The 20,187-nt window shown below is 69.5% G+C and carries 19 protein-coding genes and 1 pseudogene; 13 read left to right on the top strand and 7 right to left on the bottom strand.

The window, feature by feature from the left end; all coding sequences use genetic code 11:
- Positions 1 to 219: 219 nt before the first annotated feature.
- Positions 220 to 1,383 carry a ricin-type beta-trefoil lectin domain protein gene (locus tag OG247_RS05430; RefSeq protein ID WP_327251130.1) on the top strand — a complete coding sequence of 388 codons (1,164 nt, stop codon included), beginning with the start codon at positions 220 to 222 and terminating at the stop codon, positions 1,381 to 1,383.
- Positions 1,384 to 1,397: 14 nt separating this feature from the next.
- Here OG247_RS05430 and OG247_RS05425 read toward each other — a convergent pair whose 3' ends face one another.
- The 3 genes and pseudogenes from OG247_RS05425 to OG247_RS44755 all read right to left on the bottom strand — a co-directional run.
- Positions 1,398 to 1,919 carry a hypothetical protein gene (locus OG247_RS05425; protein ID WP_327251129.1) on the bottom strand — a complete coding sequence of 174 codons (522 nt, stop codon included), beginning with the start codon at positions 1,917 to 1,919 and terminating at the stop codon, positions 1,398 to 1,400.
- 226 nt (positions 1,920 to 2,145) lie between these two features.
- Positions 2,146 to 2,514 carry a hypothetical protein gene (locus tag OG247_RS05420; protein ID WP_327251128.1) on the bottom strand — a complete coding sequence of 123 codons (369 nt, stop codon included), beginning with the start codon at positions 2,512 to 2,514 and terminating at the stop codon, positions 2,146 to 2,148.
- A 51-nt stretch (positions 2,515 to 2,565) separates the two neighbouring features.
- Positions 2,566 to 2,631: pseudogene (locus tag OG247_RS44755) on the bottom strand (hypothetical protein); the annotation flags it as partial.
- Between OG247_RS44755 and OG247_RS05415 the strand changes: the two are divergent.
- The 3 genes from OG247_RS05415 (at position 2,622) to OG247_RS05405 (ending at position 6,429) form a co-directional block, all read left to right on the top strand.
- Positions 2,622 to 2,909 (top strand): RICIN domain-containing protein, encoded by a 288-nt coding sequence (locus OG247_RS05415; RefSeq protein ID WP_327251127.1) that lies wholly within the window; start codon positions 2,622 to 2,624, stop codon positions 2,907 to 2,909. The pseudogene OG247_RS44755 and the gene OG247_RS05415 overlap by 10 nt on opposite strands.
- A 130-nt stretch (positions 2,910 to 3,039) precedes the next feature.
- Positions 3,040 to 3,987 (top strand): hypothetical protein, encoded by a 948-nt coding sequence (locus OG247_RS05410; protein ID WP_327251126.1) that lies wholly within the window; start codon positions 3,040 to 3,042, stop codon positions 3,985 to 3,987.
- 369 nt (positions 3,988 to 4,356) lie between these two features.
- A complete protein-coding gene (locus tag OG247_RS05405; protein WP_327251125.1) occupies positions 4,357 to 6,429 on the top strand; it encodes a glycoside hydrolase family 27 protein in 2,073 nt (690 codons plus the stop codon).
- Positions 6,430 to 6,545: 116 nt separating this feature from the next.
- Here OG247_RS05405 and OG247_RS05400 read toward each other — a convergent pair whose 3' ends face one another.
- Entirely contained in the window at positions 6,546 to 6,983 is a 438-nt protein-coding gene (locus OG247_RS05400; protein WP_327251124.1) for an ATP-binding protein, read from the bottom strand.
- 354 nt (positions 6,984 to 7,337) lie between these two features.
- On the opposite strand from OG247_RS05400, the gene OG247_RS05395 reads away from it, so the two are divergent.
- Together OG247_RS05395 and OG247_RS05390 are read left to right on the top strand one after the other, a co-directional pair.
- Positions 7,338 to 7,607, top strand: coding sequence for a hypothetical protein (locus OG247_RS05395; protein WP_327251123.1), 270 nt, complete (start codon positions 7,338 to 7,340; stop codon positions 7,605 to 7,607).
- Positions 7,608 to 7,692: 85 nt separating this feature from the next.
- Positions 7,693 to 8,142, top strand: coding sequence for an ATP-binding protein (locus tag OG247_RS05390; RefSeq protein WP_327251122.1), 450 nt, complete (start codon positions 7,693 to 7,695; stop codon positions 8,140 to 8,142).
- 89 nt (positions 8,143 to 8,231) lie between these two features.
- On the opposite strand, the gene OG247_RS05385 is transcribed toward OG247_RS05390, so the two are convergent.
- The 3 genes from OG247_RS05385 to OG247_RS05375 form a co-directional block, all read right to left on the bottom strand.
- Positions 8,232 to 9,287, bottom strand: a complete 1,056-nt coding sequence (locus OG247_RS05385) for a substrate-binding domain-containing protein (RefSeq protein WP_327251121.1) — start codon at positions 9,285 to 9,287, stop codon at positions 8,232 to 8,234.
- A 344-nt stretch (positions 9,288 to 9,631) separates the two neighbouring features.
- Positions 9,632 to 10,411, bottom strand: coding sequence for a sugar phosphate isomerase/epimerase family protein (locus tag OG247_RS05380; protein ID WP_267039729.1), 780 nt, complete (start codon positions 10,409 to 10,411; stop codon positions 9,632 to 9,634).
- Positions 10,412 to 10,416: 5 nt separating this feature from the next.
- Positions 10,417 to 12,372 carry a DUF2264 domain-containing protein gene (locus OG247_RS05375; protein ID WP_327251120.1) on the bottom strand — a complete coding sequence of 652 codons (1,956 nt, stop codon included), beginning with the start codon at positions 12,370 to 12,372 and terminating at the stop codon, positions 10,417 to 10,419.
- A gap of 292 nt (positions 12,373 to 12,664) precedes the next feature.
- Here OG247_RS05375 and OG247_RS05370 point away from each other — a divergent pair, with 292 nt between their 5' ends.
- The 7 genes from OG247_RS05370 (at position 12,665) to OG247_RS05340 (ending at position 20,098) form a co-directional block, all read left to right on the top strand.
- Entirely contained in the window at positions 12,665 to 14,005 is a 1,341-nt protein-coding gene (locus OG247_RS05370; protein WP_327251119.1) for an ABC transporter substrate-binding protein, read from the top strand.
- Positions 14,002 to 14,943, top strand: a complete 942-nt coding sequence (locus OG247_RS05365; RefSeq protein ID WP_442813225.1) for a carbohydrate ABC transporter permease — start codon at positions 14,002 to 14,004, stop codon at positions 14,941 to 14,943. The genes OG247_RS05370 and OG247_RS05365 overlap by 4 nt, the downstream gene beginning before the upstream one ends.
- Entirely contained in the window at positions 14,940 to 15,848 is a 909-nt protein-coding gene (locus OG247_RS05360) for a carbohydrate ABC transporter permease (RefSeq protein WP_327251118.1), read from the top strand. Before OG247_RS05365 ends, OG247_RS05360 begins: the two co-directional genes overlap by 4 nt.
- Positions 15,849 to 15,973: 125 nt before the next feature.
- Entirely contained in the window at positions 15,974 to 16,954 is a 981-nt protein-coding gene (locus tag OG247_RS05355; RefSeq protein WP_327257346.1) for a hydroxyacid dehydrogenase, read from the top strand.
- A gap of 35 nt (positions 16,955 to 16,989) precedes the next feature.
- Positions 16,990 to 18,141 carry a Gfo/Idh/MocA family protein gene (locus OG247_RS05350; protein ID WP_327251117.1) on the top strand — a complete coding sequence of 384 codons (1,152 nt, stop codon included), beginning with the start codon at positions 16,990 to 16,992 and terminating at the stop codon, positions 18,139 to 18,141.
- Positions 18,141 to 19,232: a dihydrodipicolinate synthase family protein gene (locus tag OG247_RS05345; protein WP_327251116.1), complete on the top strand. Its 1,092-nt coding sequence runs from the start codon at positions 18,141 to 18,143 to the stop codon at positions 19,230 to 19,232. Before OG247_RS05350 ends, OG247_RS05345 begins: the two co-directional genes overlap by 1 nt.
- Positions 19,229 to 20,098: a sugar phosphate isomerase/epimerase family protein gene (locus OG247_RS05340; protein ID WP_327251115.1), complete on the top strand. Its 870-nt coding sequence runs from the start codon at positions 19,229 to 19,231 to the stop codon at positions 20,096 to 20,098. The genes OG247_RS05345 and OG247_RS05340 overlap by 4 nt, the downstream gene beginning before the upstream one ends.
- Positions 20,099 to 20,187: the final 89 nt, after the last annotated feature.

Below are 20,187 nucleotides of genomic sequence, written 5' to 3'. Positions count from 1 at the left end.
GTCTGCGGTCGTGGGTGTCCTGGGCACTGCGTTGGACCAGCTGAGGCATCAGGGCGACCCATCGCGACATCGCCCGTGCCGAACCCCTGCGGTTCCGGCCGCTGGGGCGCGTCGGTCAAGCGCCCGGCATCACTTCGCGGCTCCAGCCGCAGGGCCGAAGACCGGCATCCCCCCACACGGACGGTCGGCAGGTTCCATCCGGCCGCTTCCACCCTGCACATGACTGGACGGACCATGCCCAAGCATATGAAGAGACATTTCACCCCGACCGCTCTCGCCGCGGCCGGGCTTCTGTTGTTTGCGTCTCACCCGGCCACCGCAGCGGTCAAGGGAGGCAATGTATCGATCGGCTGGTCGATCCCGAACGTCCCCTCCTCGGGGCTGACCAACATCACCTTCCCGCTCACCGTCCACAGCGGCACCGCCCACCAGAGCGGCCTCTACTTCGCGCAGATGTACAGCTTCCAGAACAACCGCGCTTACATCGGGCTGCAGCCGCGCATCAACAAGGACGGGAAGGAGCGCCTGCGCGGTGTCTTCTCCGTCTTCGGCGACGGCACCTCCACAGCCGACCCCAACTGCAGCAGTGGTGCCGACGGCGGATCCGGCGTCAGCTGCGGGGTGGAGTTCAACGCCGCCTACGGCCACAAGTACAACCTCAAAGTCGCCCGTACGGGCACCAACACCTGGACCGGGACAGCCACCGACAGCGTCACTGGCACATCGACCCACATCGGCACCTACAAGCTGGCGTCCGGCAGCGGCAACCTCAAGGGTTACGAGAGCGGCTTCGTCGAGTACTACCTGAAAATCCCCAGCTGCTCCATGATGCCCCGCACCGACGTTGACTTCCTCGGCCCCACCTCCACGGACGCAGGAGGCCTGACCGGCACGAGCAAGGCCTACGACGAGTACCAGGGCGATTGCATCGGCAAGGCGCAGTACCAGGTCACACCGGTCGGTAACGGCGCGCGCGTGACCCGCGGCCTTGCAGGTACCAGTACCTCCCTGCTGATCTCGAAGGCGTCCGGCAAATGTTTGGACAACTCCGGCTCCAGCACAGTCAACGGCAATCCGGTGGCCATCTATTCATGCGGCTCCGGAACCAACCAGCAGTGGACGGCTTACCCGGGTGGCCAGCTCACCGCCAACGGCCAGTGCCTCAGCACCTCAGGACAGGGCACCACCCAAGGCACCGGGGTCACCACATGGGACTGCACCGGCAACACCAACCAGCAGTGGTCCTTCAGATCCGACGGCACCCTCCGTGGCGTCCCGTCCGGGCTGTGCCTGGGTGTTGTCGGAGCGTCCACAAGCAGCGGCGCGAAGACCGAGCTACAGAATTGCAATGGCGGTACCGGCCAGCAATGGACACGCGGCTGAGCACCCCTGAACGGTCAGCCGGCAACACGCAGGGTGACACGGAACGTCCGCGGGCCCGGCCGACTCACGCCGACGATGCTGACAACGCACTCGTCATCGCGCTCGGCGTGGATCTCCCACTCTCGGAATCCGGCATCGGACTTGTAGGCGACGGCTACCAGCGTGACCGCGGACCCGTCGGCCGTGGGGTTCGCCCACCGCAGGCGACCGTCCAGTCGCAGCGGCACCATCCCTCCCACCGTGAGCGTCACCGTCCGCCCGTCGTTGTCCTCGGTGAGGAAACCCGGCGCGGACGGGAACGGAGAGGCCGGTCGCGAAGGCGGCACGGACAGCGGCGGCGTTTTCTCGGCGTTCTGCACCGCTTGCAGGAACGGGGTGTGGGCCTTCAGGTCACCATCGGTGTCGACCAGCTCGCCCGCGTCGAAAGCACCGTTGGCGAAGTTCAGCCAGGCCCCGAGAAGCTGACGGTCGAAGGCGCGCTTCGGGTTCAGCAGAGTAAGGAAGAGGGTGCTTGCCGCCTTCTGCTGTGTGGACATGCCGACGACCTCCGAGAAGACCGCGCTCGAGTGCTCGACGATCCTCAGATAGCAGTCGAGCCGTTCCTTGCCGAGCCCGGTGAGGTCCCCGGTCAGGTACTTGACGTACCAGACGTCGGCCAGGAGGGACAGCGGCGCGTTGCCCTGGACGACGAGCGGTATCCGGTCGGATCCGGTGCCCCCGTCGTCGTGTGCGATGAAGGAGAGGCCTTACAGGCACGGCTTGTCATAGGCGTGCCTGTGTGTCCGTCACATCGCGCGACTGAACGCTCGGACTGCGGTCCGGGTCGGGGTTCGGCGGGTTGACCAGGGAGGTGGTCGCGGTGTGCGGCGAGCCGTCGCCCCAGTCCCAGGTCGTGGTGTCGTCGTCGCCGAAGGCGACCTGCCTGCTCAACGTGAGGGTGGAGTCCGGCCGGTTGTTCTCCGACTGTCCCGGCAGGGGTACGGGCTTGCCGTCACCGGGATCGATGGTGGCGGTGAGCGGGTCGAGCCAGCCCGGGTCGGTGACCGTACCACTGACCGTGAGCGTGCCGCCCTCTTCCCGCGGCCCGGCGACGGTGAAGGTGATCTCGGGCGCGACATTGGTGACGGTCACGGTCGCTGTGTCCGTGTCCGTGTCCGCGCCCGCCGCGTTGCCGACCCGCAGACGCGCGGTGTACGTACCGTCCTGGCCGACGCGGTTGAATACCGGGTTGACGCCGGTTGCGTCGTCGTAGGCCCCGTCGCCGTCGAAGTCCCAGGTGTACGACGTGCCTCCGCCGGGGTTCCTACGAGATCGTCAACGCCGAATCCGGACTGTGCGCCGACATCAGCGGTGGTTCCACGGCGGTGGGCGTCGAGGTGATCCAGTGGACCTGCCACGGCGGCACCTACTCCGTCGCGTCGGTTCGTAGCGGACTGTTGCTCACAACCGCCTCCACGACCGCCGGCTCGCTGGTGACCCAACAACCGGACACCGGCTCGTCCCTCCAGCGGTGGACCATGTCCTGATGGGCAGGGGCCGGCCGGCACTCGGGAGTGCCGGCCGGCCCACCGGGGTCACTCGCGAGCGGTCACCAGGCAGGTGGCCCGGACGGGGTTGCCGCCTTCACCGGCCCTGGCGGACGTTCCAGGCGGAGACGTGGGCACGGGAGGTGAAGCCGAGCTTGGTGAGGATGTGCTCGACGGCCGTAAAGCGGTCGACCCGCCGGAGTCGATGGACCGGGACAAAGCGGCCCGGCTGTTCGCCGAGCACCCGGAGGCCTTCCTGTCGGGCCGGTCCCTCCCGGTCACGGCGGATCCCTCACGGCGCGCCGTCACCCGGGGAGAATTCGTAGCCGCGCACCTCCAGGCCGCCGGCAGACCTACTGGTCATGGCTTCACCCGTGACAACGTGCGGGACGGCACGGCGTACTACGCCTACGACGAGCCGTCCTGCGGCATCCGGATGATCTGCCTGGACACCAACTGCGTTCAGGGCGGGGCAGACGGCTGCCTCGACGCCGAACAGGGGCGCTGGCTGGAACGGCGCCTGGCCGAGGTGCACTCCCGCCACCGGGGAGCCGACGGTGCCGAGCGCCGGACCGGGAACGAGGACCACCCGGTCGTAGTCTTCTCCCACCACGGCCCCGACACGCTGCTGAACCATCGGGCCATGGCGCCGGACTCCTCGGGCCCCCTGCCCCTCGTGAGCGCGGACGAACTGATCGAGCTGCTGCACCGGTTTTCCAATGTTGTTTTGTGGTTGAACGGACACCGGCACGTCAACAAGGTCACCCCGCGGCCGGACCCGGCAGGGTACGGGGGCGGATTCTGGGAGGTCAGCACGTGCTCGGTGATGGACTGGCCGTGCCAGGCCAGGCTGGTCGAACTCCTGGACAACGGTGACGGCACACTCTCCGTCCTGTGCACGATGGTGGACCACGACGCCCCGGTCAGCCCGGACCTGACCCGAGGGCGCCCCGCGCTCGCCGCACTCCACCGTGAGCTCGCCTCCAACGCGCTCTGGTCCGGCCCCGCCACCGCCGGCACACCCGCCGACCGCAACGTGGATCTGCCTCTGCCCTTCCCCTGGCGGCCGGGACTGTAGATCGGACGCATCGCCCGCGGCACCGGCTACGGCTGCTCGCTTCTGCCCCTACGGAGAGTGGACCGATTGCAGCCATCTGCGATCAGATGCTCAATTCAGTGTTCACTTGATACACATCTATTGACTCCGCTCCGGCCATGGCTTCAGGATGGCGACAGTCGAAGAACCGCACTGGTCCGCCCCATCGTCCCCCGCGGCCCGGACTCCAAGGACCCCTTGGGAGTGATGCGGACGGCCAGTGGCCCACCCCAGCCACACCACGTTCCCGACACACATCCGGGCGACGCTGTAGCCGTCAGGCCTGTCGCTCCCCGCGCCCCGTACGCACCCCTCCTCCACACCATTCGCCGAGCACAAATGGAGCTTCCTGTGCCCCCCTCCCAGCACATGGCCTCGTCCGCAGCGAAGGCCGTCACCGGGCCCCGCCGAGCCCTCCGGCAGACCGCTGCCCTGCTCACCGCGACGGCGAGCCTGACCTCCCTCGTCATTGCGGCCACGACCCAGCCGTCGGTCGCGCTGTCCCGCCCCGTCCCGGGCGACACGGTCAACGTCGACCACTCCTATGCCACCACGCCGAAGATGATCCTGCGCTCGGAGGGCTGGCGGAACACGACAGCGGCCAGCATGAAGAAGACGGCCGATGACGCCGTCTCCACCGGTCTCCGCGATCTGGGCTGGAACACGGTCTCCTTCGACGACACGTGGGCCGTGCGGGGCGACTGTACCGACTGGGACACCAATGCCACCGTCGTGCCGAACTGCAAGGACGGGCGCGACACGGCCACCGGCAACCTCATCCCGTCGCCGACGAAGTATCCCAACGGTCTGAAGGACGTCGGCGATTACCTGCACGGCAAGGGGATGCTCTTCGGCGTATACACCAGCGGTGGCAAGTACATGTGCGATACGGGTGGGCGTTCGGCCGCCTCTCCGGGCAGCTACGACAACTTCGAGAAGGACTTCAAGTTCCTCGCGAGCGCAGGCGCCGACTACATCAAGCTCGACTACTGCGGTGAGCCGAACACGAGCAACAAGTGCTGCTACACCATTCTCGACAGCGACACCGAGATCAACTCGGCCATCGAGTCGTCGCGCCGGGCAGCCGCCGCGATCAACGCGGTCAAGACGGACGCGGACCCCGGCAAGCGTCGGTCGATGGTGCTGAACATCTCCGCGCCGGCGTACGCGAACTGGGAGAACGACACCTACGACACGCCGCTGTACCAGCGCATGATGAACAGCATCGGGCCGGCCGGACACGCCTACCGCATCGGCGGTGACGTCGGCGGCACCAGCTGGGCGGGCACCGTCGGACTCGTCGACATGGTCGAGCAGATGCGCTCGTACGGCAAGCAGGGCCACTTCCTCGACCCCGACCGGCTGTACTTCGACGATTCCGTCCTGACGAGCGACAACAAGCTCGGCGGCTACGGGATGTGGGCGATGCAGAACAGCCACATGGTCGCGATGGTGCGGAACTCCAATTCCAGCGGCGCCATCTCGGCCACGCAGGCGAACCTCATGAAGAAGGCCGACCTGATCGCGGTGGGGCAGGACGCGTTGGCCGTTCCGGCGAAGCGGGTGGCCCGGGGCACCGGGTACGACGTGTTCGCCAAGCCTTTGAGCAACGGCGACTACGCTGTCGCGATCATGAACCGTTCGGCGACGGCGTCGGTCACGGCCACGACGCGGGGCTCGGTGATAGGGACAGCCGCGAAGGCGTTCACGCTCTCGACGATCCTCGGACCCAACGTCTCGTCCATCGACGCGGCCGGCAGCTTCAGCGTCACCGTGCCGGCGGGCTCGACGGCCATGTACCGCCTGAAGGCCGCTCCTACGGCCACGTACACCGGGTGGAACTTCGGGCTCGACAGCTCGACGGCCCGCAACGCCACCGCGATCACCGACGGTGACGCGCCGACCGCGGGCACCTGGGACGCGAGTGGTCGTACCCTGTCGTCCGACCGGCTGGCAGGCAACGCCCAGCTGCCGAACGGAACGGCGCTCAGCGTCAAGGCCGGGCAGACCGTTACGGTCGGCGGCGTCGGCTACACCTGGCCGAACACCACGTCCGGGAACTTCGACTCTGTCAAGCCGGTCGGGCAGACGATCGACTACGCGTACACCGGTTCTACGGTGAACTTCCTCGGCGCCTCGGGCGTCGGCGAAGCCGGTGGGTCCATACGCCTCAACTACAGCGACGGCACGTCCAGCACGTCGACGTGGGGCTTCCCCAGCTGGAGTTGCGCGCCCGCGACGAACTACCCGGCGACCGTCGCGTTCAAGGTGTTCGGGCGCAATGACACCCGCGGCCCGGCGGACCTGGGAACCGGGTTCTGTGTGTACACGAAGTCGGTGTCGATCGCGTCCGGGAAGACGCTGGCGTCCATCACCCTGCCGAACGCGCCGAGCGTGCGCGTCTTCGCCATCAAGGCGAACTGACCGTCCGATCCGGCGGTCATCGCCGGATCGATGACGATTGCAAGACAAGGAGGGACCCCGCCGGGTGGGTAGCGGCGGGGTCCGATGGTATGCGGGGCCGGTACGGGCCGGCGTTCTCAGCTGAGGTGGCACCAGACGGTCTTCCCGTTCGGGAGGGGAATGGTGCCCCAGCAGGTTGCCAGTGCGTCCACGAGTGCGAGGCCGCGTCCGTGCTCTTCGTCGGCGCCGGAGGTCCTGGCGACCGGCAGTCGCGGGTCCGCGTCGGTCACGGCGATGGTCAGGTCGTAGCGGTTCCAGTACACGTCCAGGTGGACCGCGCAGGGCGTGCTGCCGGTGTCGGCGTGCGTCAGTCCGTTGCTGAGCAGCTCGGTCGCCAGCAGCGAGGCCGTGTCGATCAGGTCCTCGGTGCAGCCGAAGGCCTCGAGGGCCTCGACGAGACGCCGGCGCAGGGCGCTGATGCCCGCGACGTGGTCGGTGGTGAGACTCAGCTCGGGGCGCTGGTCGGCGTCCACGGAGGTGGACCGGGGCTGGAGCTGAACGGCTGCGGTGGACATTTGGACTCCCGGGATCAGGCATATCGGGTGGTGTATCCAGATTTGCCGGTCCGAGGGTGGTGCACAGCCGTGGTACTACCTGTTCGGTACCTGTACGTGGAGCACGTAGTCCACTCGCGCAGGCGCGGGCGGCGTCCGCGCCTGGGAGCGCAACCTCAGGTTGACGGGGCTTGGGGTCCTGGCGCGCACCAAGAGCCTGATCCCCTGAACCAACCCGACGGTGCGGTGTCTGAGGAAGCCCTGCTCGATCGCAATTGATCGAATGATCAATTGCATGTTCATGTAATATCAATATCGTGACGTCGATCTGGCCCTGTCGCAAGATGGCGGCGCGCGTGACTACCGGGCAGCGGCATGGTTGCTCCTGTTGTTCGTGTCCCCGGCCGTGGGTGGTTCGTACCGCGTTCCGGCCGAGCCGGCTCCGCCATCGGCTCCTCGGCCACCGGCTTCACCCTCAAGGACCTCTGGACGAAGGCCACCAGCACGAGCACGGGCACCCTTTCCGCCTCCGTGCCCGCGGGCAGCCGCGACCTCTACCGGGTCAATGCCGGCACCACCTTCACCGGTGGGACCAAGGCCCAGCTGACTTACGGGGCTGATCCCGTGGCGGCTCGTCCTTCGTGACGGGCCGCTCGTACGTCGTCTCCTGACGACCTACTAGATCCGTAGCCTGGCCGTCGAGAGCAGCCGGGGTGTGAAGGAGGTTCACATGACCAGTGCTGAGCAGAGCGACCGTCGTGCCCGCACGCCCCACCTCCACCAGAACGCACAGAGGCTGCAGAGCGCGCTGTGCGTCATGCCCGCCGCGGCCGCGGCCGTCCCGACGCTCAGACGCCTGACCCGCAGGTTGATCGAGCAGTGGCACCTCCCTGAGGAGGTCGGGGAGGCCGCGGCTCTCATCGTGACGGAGTTGGCGGCCAACGTGGTGCGGCACAGTGGCAGCCCCGAGGTGGCTCTGCGGATCACAGTGGGCGACGGCCGAGTGGCGGTTCAGGTCCGCGACTTCGGCCAGTGGCGATCTCCTCGTCCGCGCTCGGGGGGCGCGATGGCCGGCGGTGGCCGCGGCCTGGACCTCGTCGGCGCCTTCGCCACCGGCTGCGAGATCCTGTCGACCGGTGCCGGCACCAGGGCGACGGCCTCGATCGCGCTGCCCGTCTGAGTCCGTCACCTTGTTCGCACGGCACCGGGCACCGGGAGATCTTCCCGGTGCCCGGTGCCGTTCTCAGACGCGGAAGGCGGAGCAGGCCCTCAGGGCGTGACGCCGGAGGAGGCGCGGAGCTTCAGTTCCGGCAGCAGTTCGACGTGGTGCGTGGGGAGAGACGAACCGCCGTCCAGCCGATGGAGCAGCAGGTCCAGTGCTGCCGCGCCCACGGCTCGCTTCGGCGGCGCGACCGCGGTCAGCGGTGGAGCCGCCAGAGCCGCGAAGACGTCGTCGTACGAGACCAGGGCGACGTCCTCGGGTACGTGGAGGCCACGCGCGCGGAGCAGCGGAGTGAGCTGGATGGCGTCCCGGTCGTTGTGCACCAGCACGGCCCGCACACCCGCGGCGGTGCCTTCGGCGATCCGCGCGGCGACCGAGTCGGGGTCCGCCCCGGGCTGGGGGATGTCGATCACCGGTTGCGGTTCGAGCCCCAACAGCCGGACGCCCTCCTCGTAGCCGGCGCGCACCTGGTGCGCCGTCCAGGTGTCCGTGCGTGCTGCGAGCAGCACCGATCCGTGCCCCAGCGAAGCCAGGTGACGCAGGGCCAGCAGGACGCCGTGCCGATGGTTGGACGAGACTCCGTCCAGCTCGGCGCAGACACTGCCGGCGGCGGCGCGCCGCTCGACGAGGACGACCGGCACCGGCAGGTCGCGGAGCCAGGCGCTGCCCTCGCTGTGGGCGTCCACCCTCCAGTCCGGGGTGACCAGCAGTCCGTCGACATCGGATTGCATCAACTGCTCCACCTGGGCGCGATCGTCCGAGGCCCCGTACGCGGCGACGCCCAACACCAGGCGGGCACCTGTACTCGCCGCGGCCGAGCGTGCACCGGCGATCACTTCGTCGAAGTACGAACCAACCGTGGGGACGAGCATGCCCACGACCCGAGGACGCCGGGCGGGGGCGGCAGAGCTGCCGCTGAGGGGCATCGAGACCGAGCCGTGGGAGCGTTGCACCAGCCCCATGTCGGAGAGCGTCGCCACGTCCCGGCGGACGGTGACCGCAGGAAAGCCGAGCCGCTCGGCCAGATCCACGACGCGAACCGCGCCGAGTTCCCGGACGACATCAAGGATCCGGGCCCGGCGTTCCTCGGCCGTGATCGTCATGCTGCTGTATCCCCTTTTCGTGCCCGACGGCTACCTGGTCCTACTGGTGGGATCAATTTGTATCATTCGATCGAAAGGCGCGGAACACCTTTCCCGCACACCCCTGAGCCTGGTGCACCTCCTCGTGGCGGTCGGACCAGGAGCTGCTGCGCATGCCGTGAACGCATCGAAGAGCAGGTCAGAGGCCGATGCGGGTGAAGTGGACTGCCGTGGGGACGGGCTCGGTCCTGCGTGGAGGCTGATCATTTCTCGATCGACTCACCCGAGAAATAGGCGGACGCTTCCTGTCTGGGGGCGATTCGGCCCGCAGGGACGACGGCAGAGGGCGGCCGGGAGGGGAGCCGTCAACCCTCCCGCGAGGCGAGGAAGCGAGCCCCGGCCGCGAGGAGCCCCGGCAGCGGCGGTGCCGAGGGGAACCACGGCGCCTCGTACTCCCAGGACACCCAGCAGCCGGCCGGCAGCAGGCTCAGGCACGCGTCGAGCGGCAGCATGCCGGCACCGAGCGGCAGCGGGGTGAGGTCGTCCGGACCGGCGATGTCCTTCACCTGGACGTAGCCGAGGTACGGAGCCAACGCGGTGAACGACTCCGGGGGAGACTCACCTGCCAGGTGGGTGTGCAGGACGTCCCAGAGCGCTCCGACGGACGGATGGTCCACCAGGTCGAGCACCCGGGCCACATCCTGTCCGCCCCGGTGCGAGTCGTGGGTCTCCAGCAGGATCCGCACGCCGAGGGCGTGGGCGGTGTCCGCTAGGGCGGCCAGGCGGAAGGCCGCCCTCGCGTCGGCCTCGGCCGTCGGCCGGTCGCCGCCGCGCAGGAACACCCGCAGGTGCGCGGCACCGAGGTCGGTGGCCAGCAGTAGCTGGTCGCGGACCTCGGCGAAGAGCTCGCGGTCGTCGCCCGGAGCCCCGACGCCGGCGTATCCGGTCAGCGCGACCGGTGTGATGCCCGCGGCGGCGATGGCCCGGGCGGCCGCCCTCCGTTCGGCGCCGGTCATCGCCGGGTGGATCGGTTCGCCGGGGGCGCAGCGCAGTTCCAGCCCACTCCAGCCGTGAGCTGCGGCCAACCGCAGGACCTCGGCGAGCGGCCGACCGGGCAGGCCGAGGGTAGAGAGTGCGATTCGCACGATGGTCAGTCCTTCGGGGTGACGGTGCTGACGGTGACCCGGCCCGGCCCGAGGAGCGCCTGATGTCCACTGCCGTCCGGCCAGAGCACGCGCACCGACCGGCCCTCGACGCTCACGTGCGGCACCCGGAAGGAGCGCGGGTCGGATCCGGAGAGCCGTGCGGTGGCGACGAGGAGCGCGGGGCCGTGCGCCGGCGTACGGCCGGCGAGCACGGGTACCGCGGCTGCGGTGCCGAAAGCGGTGCCGGTCGGGACAGGCTGGCAGCTGGACTCCGTGAAGCCGTGGAGGCCTTGGAGCGCGGACGTCAGATTGGCACTCGGCCCGGTGGCGGTGGCCGTGGCCAGGAGGCCGTCGCACGTACTGTTCACGTGGTTCCCGGCCGCCGCCCAGCCGCTCTGGCGTACCTCGGTGCCGGGCTCGGCACCGGCGACTAGGTGGACGTGGACCTCCTCGGCGCCGGAGGCCAGGACGAGAGAGGTGACGGTGACTCCGTCCAGGTCGAGGCCGCCGAGCCGTGGGCGGTGGGCTGATGCCGCCCAGCCGTCGCCGGTTCCGAGCGGCCGGATCCGACCGCGCTCGCTCGACTTGCCGGCGACGACCAGACCGAAGTGGTTGTCCGGGGGGCCTTCGAAGGCCGGCCCGGTCGCGGTGGAGTAGGCGAGCCGTGCGTAGAGCGGGCTGTCGGGCAGTACCTCGTGGGCCGGCTGGTCGTCACTGCCGTGGTTGTGCAACCGGACGAGCCCGTCGGCGGCGGTGGACTGGATCAGCCAGCCGGGTCGGGGCAGGGCAACGGTGGCGTCCGCGGTCTCTGATGGGCCCGGTTCCTCGACGGCGGTCCACACCGGGTGGTCGGCCGGCAGGAGGAGGCCTACGAACGCCTTGCTCGCCCAGTAGGGCGAGGCAGGACCCGAGTACTCCTGGACCATCGGTGCGTACGGCCCGGACCAGCCGAGCGTGAGCAGACCGTCGGCGTCGAGGGCCCCGCGGTCGAGGAAGTAGCGCAGGGCGCCGGAGGCGAGGCGGCGGGTGGTGCCGGGGGACAGCGGTGTGTGACCGCTGAGGGCCCCGGCCCACAGGGGAGCGGTCGCGGCGAAGCGGTAGATGAGCGAACGGCCCTGGTGGAGGGGGGCGCCGTCCGCGCCGAAGGTGCGGGCGTATCCGTCGAGGTGGGCGGCGAGCCGCGGGCCGTAGACGTCGAGCAGGCGGCGGTCGTCGGCGAGGTGGGCGTGCAGGACCGGGTAGAAGTGGAAGGCCCAGCCGTTGTAGTGGTCGAACGCCCGGGGGCGGCCGTCGGTGTACCAGCCGTCGCCGAGGTACCACTGCTCGATCTTCTCCAGACCACGGTCGACAGCGCGCCGGTCGGCGCCGTCCGGGTCCGGGACCGACCCGGCCGGGCCGCCGGTCTCGGAGAGGAAGCCTCCGACCATCGCGGGAAAGAGCCACCAGTTGTTGTCCACGTGGGTGACCCGCAGGGCGGGGGCCAGCCAGGCGCGTACGCGGGCGCGGGTCGGCTCGTCCATCCGGTCCCAGAGCCACCGGCGCGTGAGGCGCAGCGCCACGGCGATGGAAGCGGCCTCCACCAGTGCCTGGCAGCGGTCGGTGATCGCCGGCCAGGAGACGAGGTCCCCGTCGGCGAGGTCGCGCTCGGCGGTCGGGGTGCGGGTGCCCGCGGCCAGGCCGGCGGCGTACTTCGGCAGCAGCCCGTGTGGATCCTCGCCACCGGCTCCGGCCACTCGGAAGGCGGCGAGCAGGAAGGTGCGTGCGTAGCCCTCCAGGCCGTCCGAGCGCCGGCCGGACACGCTGGGCCGTTCACCCGGGAGGTTGATCAGTGCGTGCTCGGGGCCCGCGTGCCGCTCGACGGCAGTGAGCAGGCCGTCGGCCACGGCCTCCCAGTGGGCCCGGGTCCAGCCGGTGTGGGGGCTGAGCGTTCGGTCTTCGGGGGGAAGCGCGAGCGTGGGCATGTCGGTGCTCCTGGGCCGGGGGAGGGGGGATCCGATCGCGGTCGGCCTGGTCCATCGGCCGCCGTTTCCGACCGAATGATCTGAAGAGGGCTCAACCGATTCCCGACCCTATCCACTGGCAGCAAGATCTCCCAGAGTCCATGTGATCACAATGGGATCACGTCTGATCATTTGATCGATCGGGTCTTGACTCTGATCTGAGGTGGTCGCAGGATGGGCCCACCCCGCCGACGATCGACTGCCGACGATCGGCGCTTCCGGCACACCGCCGTCCTTCCCCCAGGAGTCGAGCATGCCCACCACTCCCTTCTCCTCGCGCCGTCACAGAACGCGTGCCGCCGCCACCCTCACCACTGCCGCGGTCTCCGTGGCGCTGCTGGCCGCCTGCGGGAGCAGCACGGACAGCGCCGCCCCCGCCGAGGACGGCAAGCCCGTCACCATCACCTTCTGGGGCTGGGCCAAGGGAACCCAGGAGGTCGTCGACGCGTTCAACGCCTCGCACAAGGACGTCCAGGTGAAGTTCGAGGCGATCCCCTCCGGCAACGCCGGGGGCTACGCCAAGATCTCCAACGCGGTGAAGGCGGGCAACGCCCCCGACGTCTTCAACACCGAGTACGCTCAGCTGCCCGACTTCGTCAGCAAGGGTGCCGTCCAGGACATCACCAAGGTCGTCTCCTCCGAGCTGAAGGCCAAGTACCTCCCGCAGTCCGTCGAGCTGACCACGCTCGGCGGAGCCACGTACGGGCTGCCGCTGGACGCCGCCCCGCAGGTCTTCTTCTACCGCAAGGACCTGTTCGACAAGGCCGGCATCACCTCCCCGCCGAAGACCTGGGACGAGTACCGTGCGGCCGCCGAGAAGCTGAAGAAGGCCGACCCGAACTCCCGCATCGGCACCTTCTTCCCCGACGACCCGGGCGTCTTCGAGGCGATGTCCTGGCAGGCCGGAGCGCACTGGTTCAAGGGCGCCGATGACAGTTGGAAGATCGACATCAAGGGTGCGGAGACCCAGCGGGTCTCCGACTACTGGCAGAAGATGATCAGCGATGACCTCGTCCGGGTCGAGCCGTCGTTCAGCCAGCAGTGGACGGCCTCGCTGCAGAAAGGCGGGACCGCCGGTTACCTCGGAGCCGCCTGGGGCGGCGGCGTACTGAAGTCCACGGTGCCCGACACCAGCGGCAAGTGGGCCGCGGCCGCCGTTCCGACCTGGGACGGACAGCCTGCCAGCGGCATGCTCGGCGGCTCGACCTTCGCCGTCTCCAAGGACAGCAAGAAGGCCAAGGCCGCGGTGGAGTTCGCCAGTTGGGCCACCACGACCCCCGAGGGCATCCAGGCGCGCATTGCCTCCGGCACCTCCTCGATGTTCCCTGCCTCTCCCGCACTCGTCCCGGTCGCCAAGGCGGCCTTCAAGACCGACTTCTACGGCGGCCAGGACATCTACTCGATCTTCGTCGACGCGGGCAAGTCCATCAAGCAGGGCTGGGAGTGGGGCCCGGCGATGGGCGCCACCAACAGCGCGATCAAGGACTCGTTCGGCAAGCTGAGCCAGGGCGGCACCATCCAGACGGCCGTCGACGCCGGACAGCAGGCCACGGTCGCGGAGCTGAACCACCGCGGGCTCAAGGTCGCCGAGTGACGCACCACTCGACCCGTACGCCGTCCTCCCGCGCCGCCGTCAGCCGGCGCGGGAGGGTCGGGGCGCCCACCATCCTGCTCGCCCCGTTCCTGCTGCTCTTCACGGCCTGCACGCTGATCCCCATTGGCTACGCGGCCTACCTGAGCCTCTTCACCGAGAAGCGCTCGGGCCTCGGATTCGGCGGCGGCCAGACCCTCTTCACCGGCCTCGGCAACTACACCAGGGCACTGACCGACCACGCCTTCCTCGACGGCTTCTGGACCACGGCCCAGTACTGCCTGCTGTACATCCCGGTCATGATCGGCATCTCGCTGCTGCTCGCCCTGCTGCTGGACTCCACCCTGGCCAGGGCTCGCCGCTTCTTCCAGTTGGCCCTGTTCCTGCCGCACGCCGTGCCCGGCATCATCGCCGCGCTGATCTGGATGTACCTGTACACCCCCGGCATCAGCCCGGTCATCGAGGCGCTCGACTCCCTCGGCGCACAGGTCGACGTGCTCGGCCACCCGCTGCCCGCCGTGGTCAACATCGCGATCTGGGAATGGACCGGCTACAACATGGTGATCTTCTACGCCGCGTTGCAGGCCATCCCGCGCGAGGTCCTGGAGGCCGCGGTGGTCGACGGAGCCGGTCCCCTGCGCACCGCGTTCAGCGTCAAGATCCCCCTGATCCGGGCCTCGATCTCCATGGTCGGGATGTTCACCGTCATCGGCTCCCTCCAGCTGTTCACCGAGCCGATGATCCTGCACGGCACGGCCCCGGGCGTGATCACCACATGGACCCCGAACATGTACGCCTACACCGCCGCCTTCGAGCGCGGTGACTACGGCCTCGCGGCGGCCGCTTCCGTCCTGCTGGCCGTCGTCGCCGCCACCCTGTCCTTCGTCGTCACCCGACTCACCCGCGTCCGGTCCGACCGCCGAGCGGAGGCCACCACATGACCACCCTCACCCGCCCCGACCGGACCCGCGCGCACACGGCCGCGCCCGCGCCACGCAGGCCGGTACGGCGTCCGGCCTACCTCTCGAAGTTCGCGGTCAACGGCGCCCTGGCGCTGTTCGCCGCGTACACCCTGCTGCCGCTCGGCTGGCTGCTCACCGCCGCCGCCAAGAAGACCGGCGACCTCCTCGGCGGGCGCACGCTCACCCCGGAACGCTGGAACCTCGGCCAGAACCTCAGCGACCTCTTCACCGCCGACGGCGGCGTCTACTTCCACTGGTACCTCAACTCCCTGCTCTACGCGGGAATCGGCGCCGTGCTCTGCGCGTTCGTGTGCATCTGCGCCGGCTACGCCTTCGAGGTCTACGCCTTTCGCGGCAAGGAGAAGCTGTTCGGCCTGGTACTGCTCGGCGTCCTGGTGCCCAGCACCGCGCTCGCGCTGCCCATGTACCTGATCGCCTCGAAGGTCGGCGTCGTCAACACGTTCTGGGCGGTCTTCCTGCCCTCACTGGTCAACCCGTTCGGGGTGTACCTGGCCCGGGTGTTCTGCGCCGGCTACGTACCCGGCGAGGTCCTGGAGGCCGCCCGGATGGACGGCGCGAGCGAGCTGCGCACCTTCTGGTCCATGGGGCTGCCCATGGTGATGCCCGGCTTCGTCACCATCTTCCTCTTCCAGTTCACCGCCATCTGGAACAACTTCTTCCTGCCGCTCGTGATGCTCTCAGACAACCGGCTCTTCCCGGTCAGCCTCGGTCTGTACACGTGGAACACCGAAACCCGGGCCTTTCCCGAGTACTACCCGCTGGTGGTCACCGGCTCACTGCTCGCCGTCATCCCCCTGGTGATCGCCTTCGTCGCTCTGCAACGGCACTGGAAGGCCGGCCTCACCGCGGGCAGCGTCAAGTGACTCGTCCCGGGCCACCCGAACACCACCTGGAGAAACGAGTGCCCCATCCGCCGACCGCGCCCACGGACAGCCCGGGTGCGACCGCATCCGAACCGCTGCGCCCGCGGCCGCGGGCCGTCCTGGCCATGCACCCCCGGCTGGCGCCCCACCTGCTCGACCCCCGCACCCTGGTGCGGCTGACCAGCCTCGCCTCGCTGGACCCGTCCGTCATCGTCGACGACTTCACTACCCCCGAGGCCGTCGCCGTCCTGGCCGAGACAGAGGTCATCATCAGCAGCTGGGGGTGCCCGCCCATCGACGAGTCCGTCCTGGCCGCGGCACCCGGCCTGCGCGCCGTCATCCACGTCGCCGGGTCGGTCAAGCACCACATCACCGATGCCTGCTGGCAGCGCGGCATCCGGGTCACGTCGGCGGCCTGGGCCAATGCCCTGCCGGTGGCCGAGTACACCGTCGCGGCCGTCCTGTGGGCCAACAAGCAGGTCCTGCGCCTGGCCGCCGAGTACCGCGAGCGGCGTGCTCCGTACGACTGGCAGCACGCCAACCCCGGCATCGGCAACTACCGTCGCACCGTAGGCATCGTCGGGGCGTCCCAGATCGGCCGTCGCGTGCTCGAACTGCTCCGCCCGTACGACCTCGAACTGCTGCTCCACGACCCGTTCGTGGACGCTGCCGAGGCTGCGGCGCTCGGTGCCCGGTCGATGCCGCTCGACGAGCTGTGCGCACTGAGTGACGTGGTGAGCGTCCACGCGCCCGAACTCCCCGAGACCCGGCACATGATCAACCGCCGGCTGCTCGCCCTCATGCCCGACGGCTCGACCCTGGTGAACACCTCGCGCGGCTCGCTGATCGACCAGGAGGCCCTGGTCGAGGAGCTGACGGCAGGCCGCCTCAACGCGGTCCTCGACGTCTCCACGCCGGACGTTCCGCCGGCCGACTCACCCCTGTACGACCTGCCGAACGTGCTCCTCACCCCGCACGTCGCCGGCTCGCTCGGCACGGAACTCCACCGGATGGCCACCGCCGCGGCGGAAGAACTCGCCCGCTACGCGGCGGACCTGCCCTTCGCCCACCCCGTGCTTCCCCAGAACATCCACCGCACAGCCTGATATCCGTCCAATCGACAGCAAAGAGGAGAGTGCGCATGCCGCGTAGGGTCATAGGCATCGTGATGAACGGCGTCACCGGCAGAATGGGCTACCGCCAGCACCTGGTCCGCTCCATCCTGGCCATCCGGGAACAAGGGGGCCTGGCCCTCGGCGATGGCGAGGTGCTGTGGCCCGAGCCGATCCTGGTCGGCCGCAACGCGGAACGGGTCAAGGGTCTGGCCGAGCGGCACGGTCTGGATCACTGGACCACTTCGCTGGACGAGGCCCTCGCCCACCCACTCGCCGAGATCTACTTCGACGCGCAGGTCACCACGGCTCGCGAGTCGGCCCTACGCGCCGCCATCGCGGCCGGAAAGCACGTTTACACGGAGAAGCCGACCGCCGAATCCCTGGCGTCCGCCCTGGAGCTGGACCGACTGGCCCGCGAAGCCGGAGTGTGCAACGGCGCGGTGCAGGACAAACTGTTCCTGCCGGGCCTGCTCAAGCTCAAGCGGCTGGTCGACAGCGGCTTCTTCGGCCGCATCCTGTCCGTGCGCGGCGAGTTCGGCTACTGGGTGTTCGAGGGCGATTGGCAGGAGGCACAGCGTCCCTCCTGGAACTACCGCGCCGAGGACGGCGGCGGCATGATCCTCGACATGTTCCCGCACTGGCGCTACGTGCTGGACAACATCATCGCCCCGGTCCGCTCCGTCTACGCCCACACTGCCACCCACATCACCGAGCGGGTGGACGAGCGGGGACTGCGCTATGCCGCGACCGCAGACGACGCCGCCTACGGCATCTTCGAGTTGGAAGGGGGCATCACCGCACAGATCAACTCCTCATGGGCCGTGCGGGTCGACCGTGACGAGCTCGTGGAGTTCCAGGTCGACGGTACCGAAGGCAGCGCGGTGGCAGGCCTGCGCAACTGCCGTTTCCAGCACAGGGCTTCGACGCCCAAGCCGGTCTGGAACCCCGACCTGCCGGTGACCGAGTCCTTCCGTGACCAATGGCAGCAGGTGCCGGACAACGGTGAGTTCGACAACGGGTTCAAGATCCAGTGGGAACTCTTCCTGAAGCACGTCGCCGTAGGCGCGCCGTACAACTGGGACCTGCTGGAAGGTGCCAAGGGCGTACAACTCGCCGAACTCGGCCTGCTCTCCGCCCGTGAGGGCCGCCGCCTCGACGTTCCGGAGCTGGAGGTCTGATGAGCTTCGGCAACAACCCGCCCGTCAAAAGGGTCGCCTTCGCCGCCGCCCACGTGGTCGCCGACCCGCACGGTGAGAACGCGCCCGGCGCACCTGCCGTCATCGACTGGGAGGCCACCCTCGCCTTCCGCCACCACCTGTGGTACCTCGGTCTCGGCGTCGCCGACGCCATGGACACCGCCCAGCGGGGCATGGGCCTCGACTGGACAGCCACCCGCGAGCTCATCACCCGCTCCGGGGTCGAGGCCCGCGCCGTCGGTGGACGACTCGCCTGCGGCGTCGGCACCGACCAGCTCACCGCCCCGACCGCGTCGCTGAGCGAGATCCAGGCCGCCTACGAGGAGCAGCTGGAGGTCGTCGAGGCAGCCGGCGCCCAGCCGATCCTGATGGCGAGCCGCGCCCTGGCCGCGGTGGCCCGGGAACCGGACGACTACCTGCGCATCTACGGGCGGCTGATCTCCCAGGCCGGCCGCCCGGTGGTACTCCACTGGCTCGGCGAGATGTTCGACCCGGCCCTGGCCGGTTACTGGGGTTCGCGGGACCTGGACCGGGCCACCGACACCGTGCTGACGCTGATCCGCTCGCACGCCGACCGCATCGACGGCATCAAGGTGTCCCTGTTGGACGCCGATCGCGAGGTCGCGCTCCGTCGTGCGTTGCCCGCCGGGGTACGCCTCTACACGGGCGACGACTTCAACTACCCGGACCTCATCCGCGGCGACGAATTCGGACACAGCGACGCGTTGCTGGGCGTCTTCGACCCCATCGCGCCCGTCGCGTCCGTCGCCCTGCGCGCGCTCGACGCCGGCGACCTCGACCGGTACGACGCCCTGATGACCCCCACGCTGCCGCTGGCCCGTCACCTGTTCGCCGCGCCGACCTACCACTACAAGACCGGCATCGTCTTCCTCGCCTGGCTGGCCGACCACCAGAGCCACTTCACCATGGTGGCCGGTGCGCAGGGCGCCCGCTCCGTCCCCCACCTGATCGAGCTCCACCGGCTCGCGGAGGTCGCCGGCATCCTGCCCGACCCCGAGCTGGCCGCGCACCGGATGGGTCGCTTCCTCACCGTCGTAGGAGTCGCGTCGTGAGCCGGCCGCTGCCGGGAGCGAACCGGCTCTCGCTCAACCAGATCACCACGAAGAACTGGAGCTTGTCCGAGGCCGTACAGGGCTGTGTCGACGCCGGGATCCCGGCGATCGGCCTCTGGCGGGACAAGGTCGCCCTGACCGGTGTGACCAAGGCCGCCAAGCTCGTGCGCGACGCCGGGCTCAGCGTCAGCACCCTGTGCCGCGGAGGCTTCCTCACCGCCGAAGGTCCCCACGCCCGTAAGGACGCGCTCGCCGACAACCTCCGTGCCCTCGAGGAGGCGGCCGAACTCGGCACCGACACCTTGGTCATGGTGGTCGGCGGTCTGCCCGAGGGCAGCCGAGACCTGGCCGGCGCCCGCGCCCGGGTCGCCGACCGGCTCGCGGAACTCGCTGCCCATGCGGGGGACCTGGGGGTGCGACTGGCGATCGAGCCGCTGCACCCGATGTTCTGCGCCGACCGCGCGGTGGTCTCCACCCTCGGCCAGGCCCTCGACCTCGCCGAGGCTCACCCCGTGGAGCAGGTCGGCGTGGTGGTCGACAGCTACCACGTCTGGTGGGACCCGGACCTGGAGCGCCAGATCGCCCGCGCTGGTTCGGGAGCGTCTGCGGCCGGGGGCGGGGGCAGGATCGCCTCCTACCAGGTCTGCGACTGGACCCTGCCCTTGCCGGCGGACGCCCTGCTCGGCCGAGGCCACGTGGGAGACGGCTACATCGACTTCGAGGCCTTGACCCGCATGGTCACTGCCGCCGGCTACACGGGCTGGATCGAAGTCGAGATTTTCAACGGGCAGGTCTGGAACGCTCCCGGCGCGCAGACCCTCGCCACGTTGGCCGAGCGTCACCTCGCGCACGTGGCGGGTTCGTAAAGGGCGCCGATTCGGCCCGGATGCTGCAGGGGACGGCCGCCGCGATGGAGGCCGTCCCCTCCGCCTTTACGTGGGCCCCACCGGCATAC

The organism is Streptomyces sp. NBC_01244 (assembly GCF_035987325.1).
Taxonomy (GTDB): Bacteria; Actinomycetota; Actinomycetes; order Streptomycetales; family Streptomycetaceae; genus Streptomyces.
This window is presented reverse-complemented; position numbering and strand designations above follow the sequence as displayed.

Bases quoted from the DNA above. Each gene is read 5' to 3' on its own strand.
- OG247_RS05430 (WP_327251130.1), top strand. From the start codon at position 220: ATGACTGGACGGACCATGCCCAAGCATATGAAGAGACATTTCACCCCG.
- OG247_RS05425 (WP_327251129.1), bottom strand. From the start codon at position 1,919: ATGTCCACACAGCAGAAGGCGGCAAGCACCCTCTTCCTTACTCTGCTG.
- OG247_RS05400 (WP_327251124.1), bottom strand. From the start codon at position 6,983: ATGTCCACCGCAGCCGTTCAGCTCCAGCCCCGGTCCACCTCCGTGGAC.
- OG247_RS05395 (WP_327251123.1), top strand. From the start codon at position 7,338: ATGGTTGCTCCTGTTGTTCGTGTCCCCGGCCGTGGGTGGTTCGTACCG.
- OG247_RS05390 (WP_327251122.1), top strand. From the start codon at position 7,693: ATGACCAGTGCTGAGCAGAGCGACCGTCGTGCCCGCACGCCCCACCTC.
- OG247_RS05385 (WP_327251121.1), bottom strand. From the start codon at position 9,287: ATGACGATCACGGCCGAGGAACGCCGGGCCCGGATCCTTGATGTCGTC.
- OG247_RS05375 (WP_327251120.1), bottom strand. From the start codon at position 12,372: ATGCCCACGCTCGCGCTTCCCCCCGAAGACCGAACGCTCAGCCCCCAC.
- OG247_RS05370 (WP_327251119.1), top strand. From the start codon at position 12,665: ATGCCCACCACTCCCTTCTCCTCGCGCCGTCACAGAACGCGTGCCGCC.
- OG247_RS05360 (WP_327251118.1), top strand. From the start codon at position 14,940: ATGACCACCCTCACCCGCCCCGACCGGACCCGCGCGCACACGGCCGCG.
- OG247_RS05355 (WP_327257346.1), top strand. From the start codon at position 15,974: ATGCACCCCCGGCTGGCGCCCCACCTGCTCGACCCCCGCACCCTGGTG.
- OG247_RS05350 (WP_327251117.1), top strand. From the start codon at position 16,990: ATGCCGCGTAGGGTCATAGGCATCGTGATGAACGGCGTCACCGGCAGA.
- OG247_RS05345 (WP_327251116.1), top strand. From the start codon at position 18,141: ATGAGCTTCGGCAACAACCCGCCCGTCAAAAGGGTCGCCTTCGCCGCC.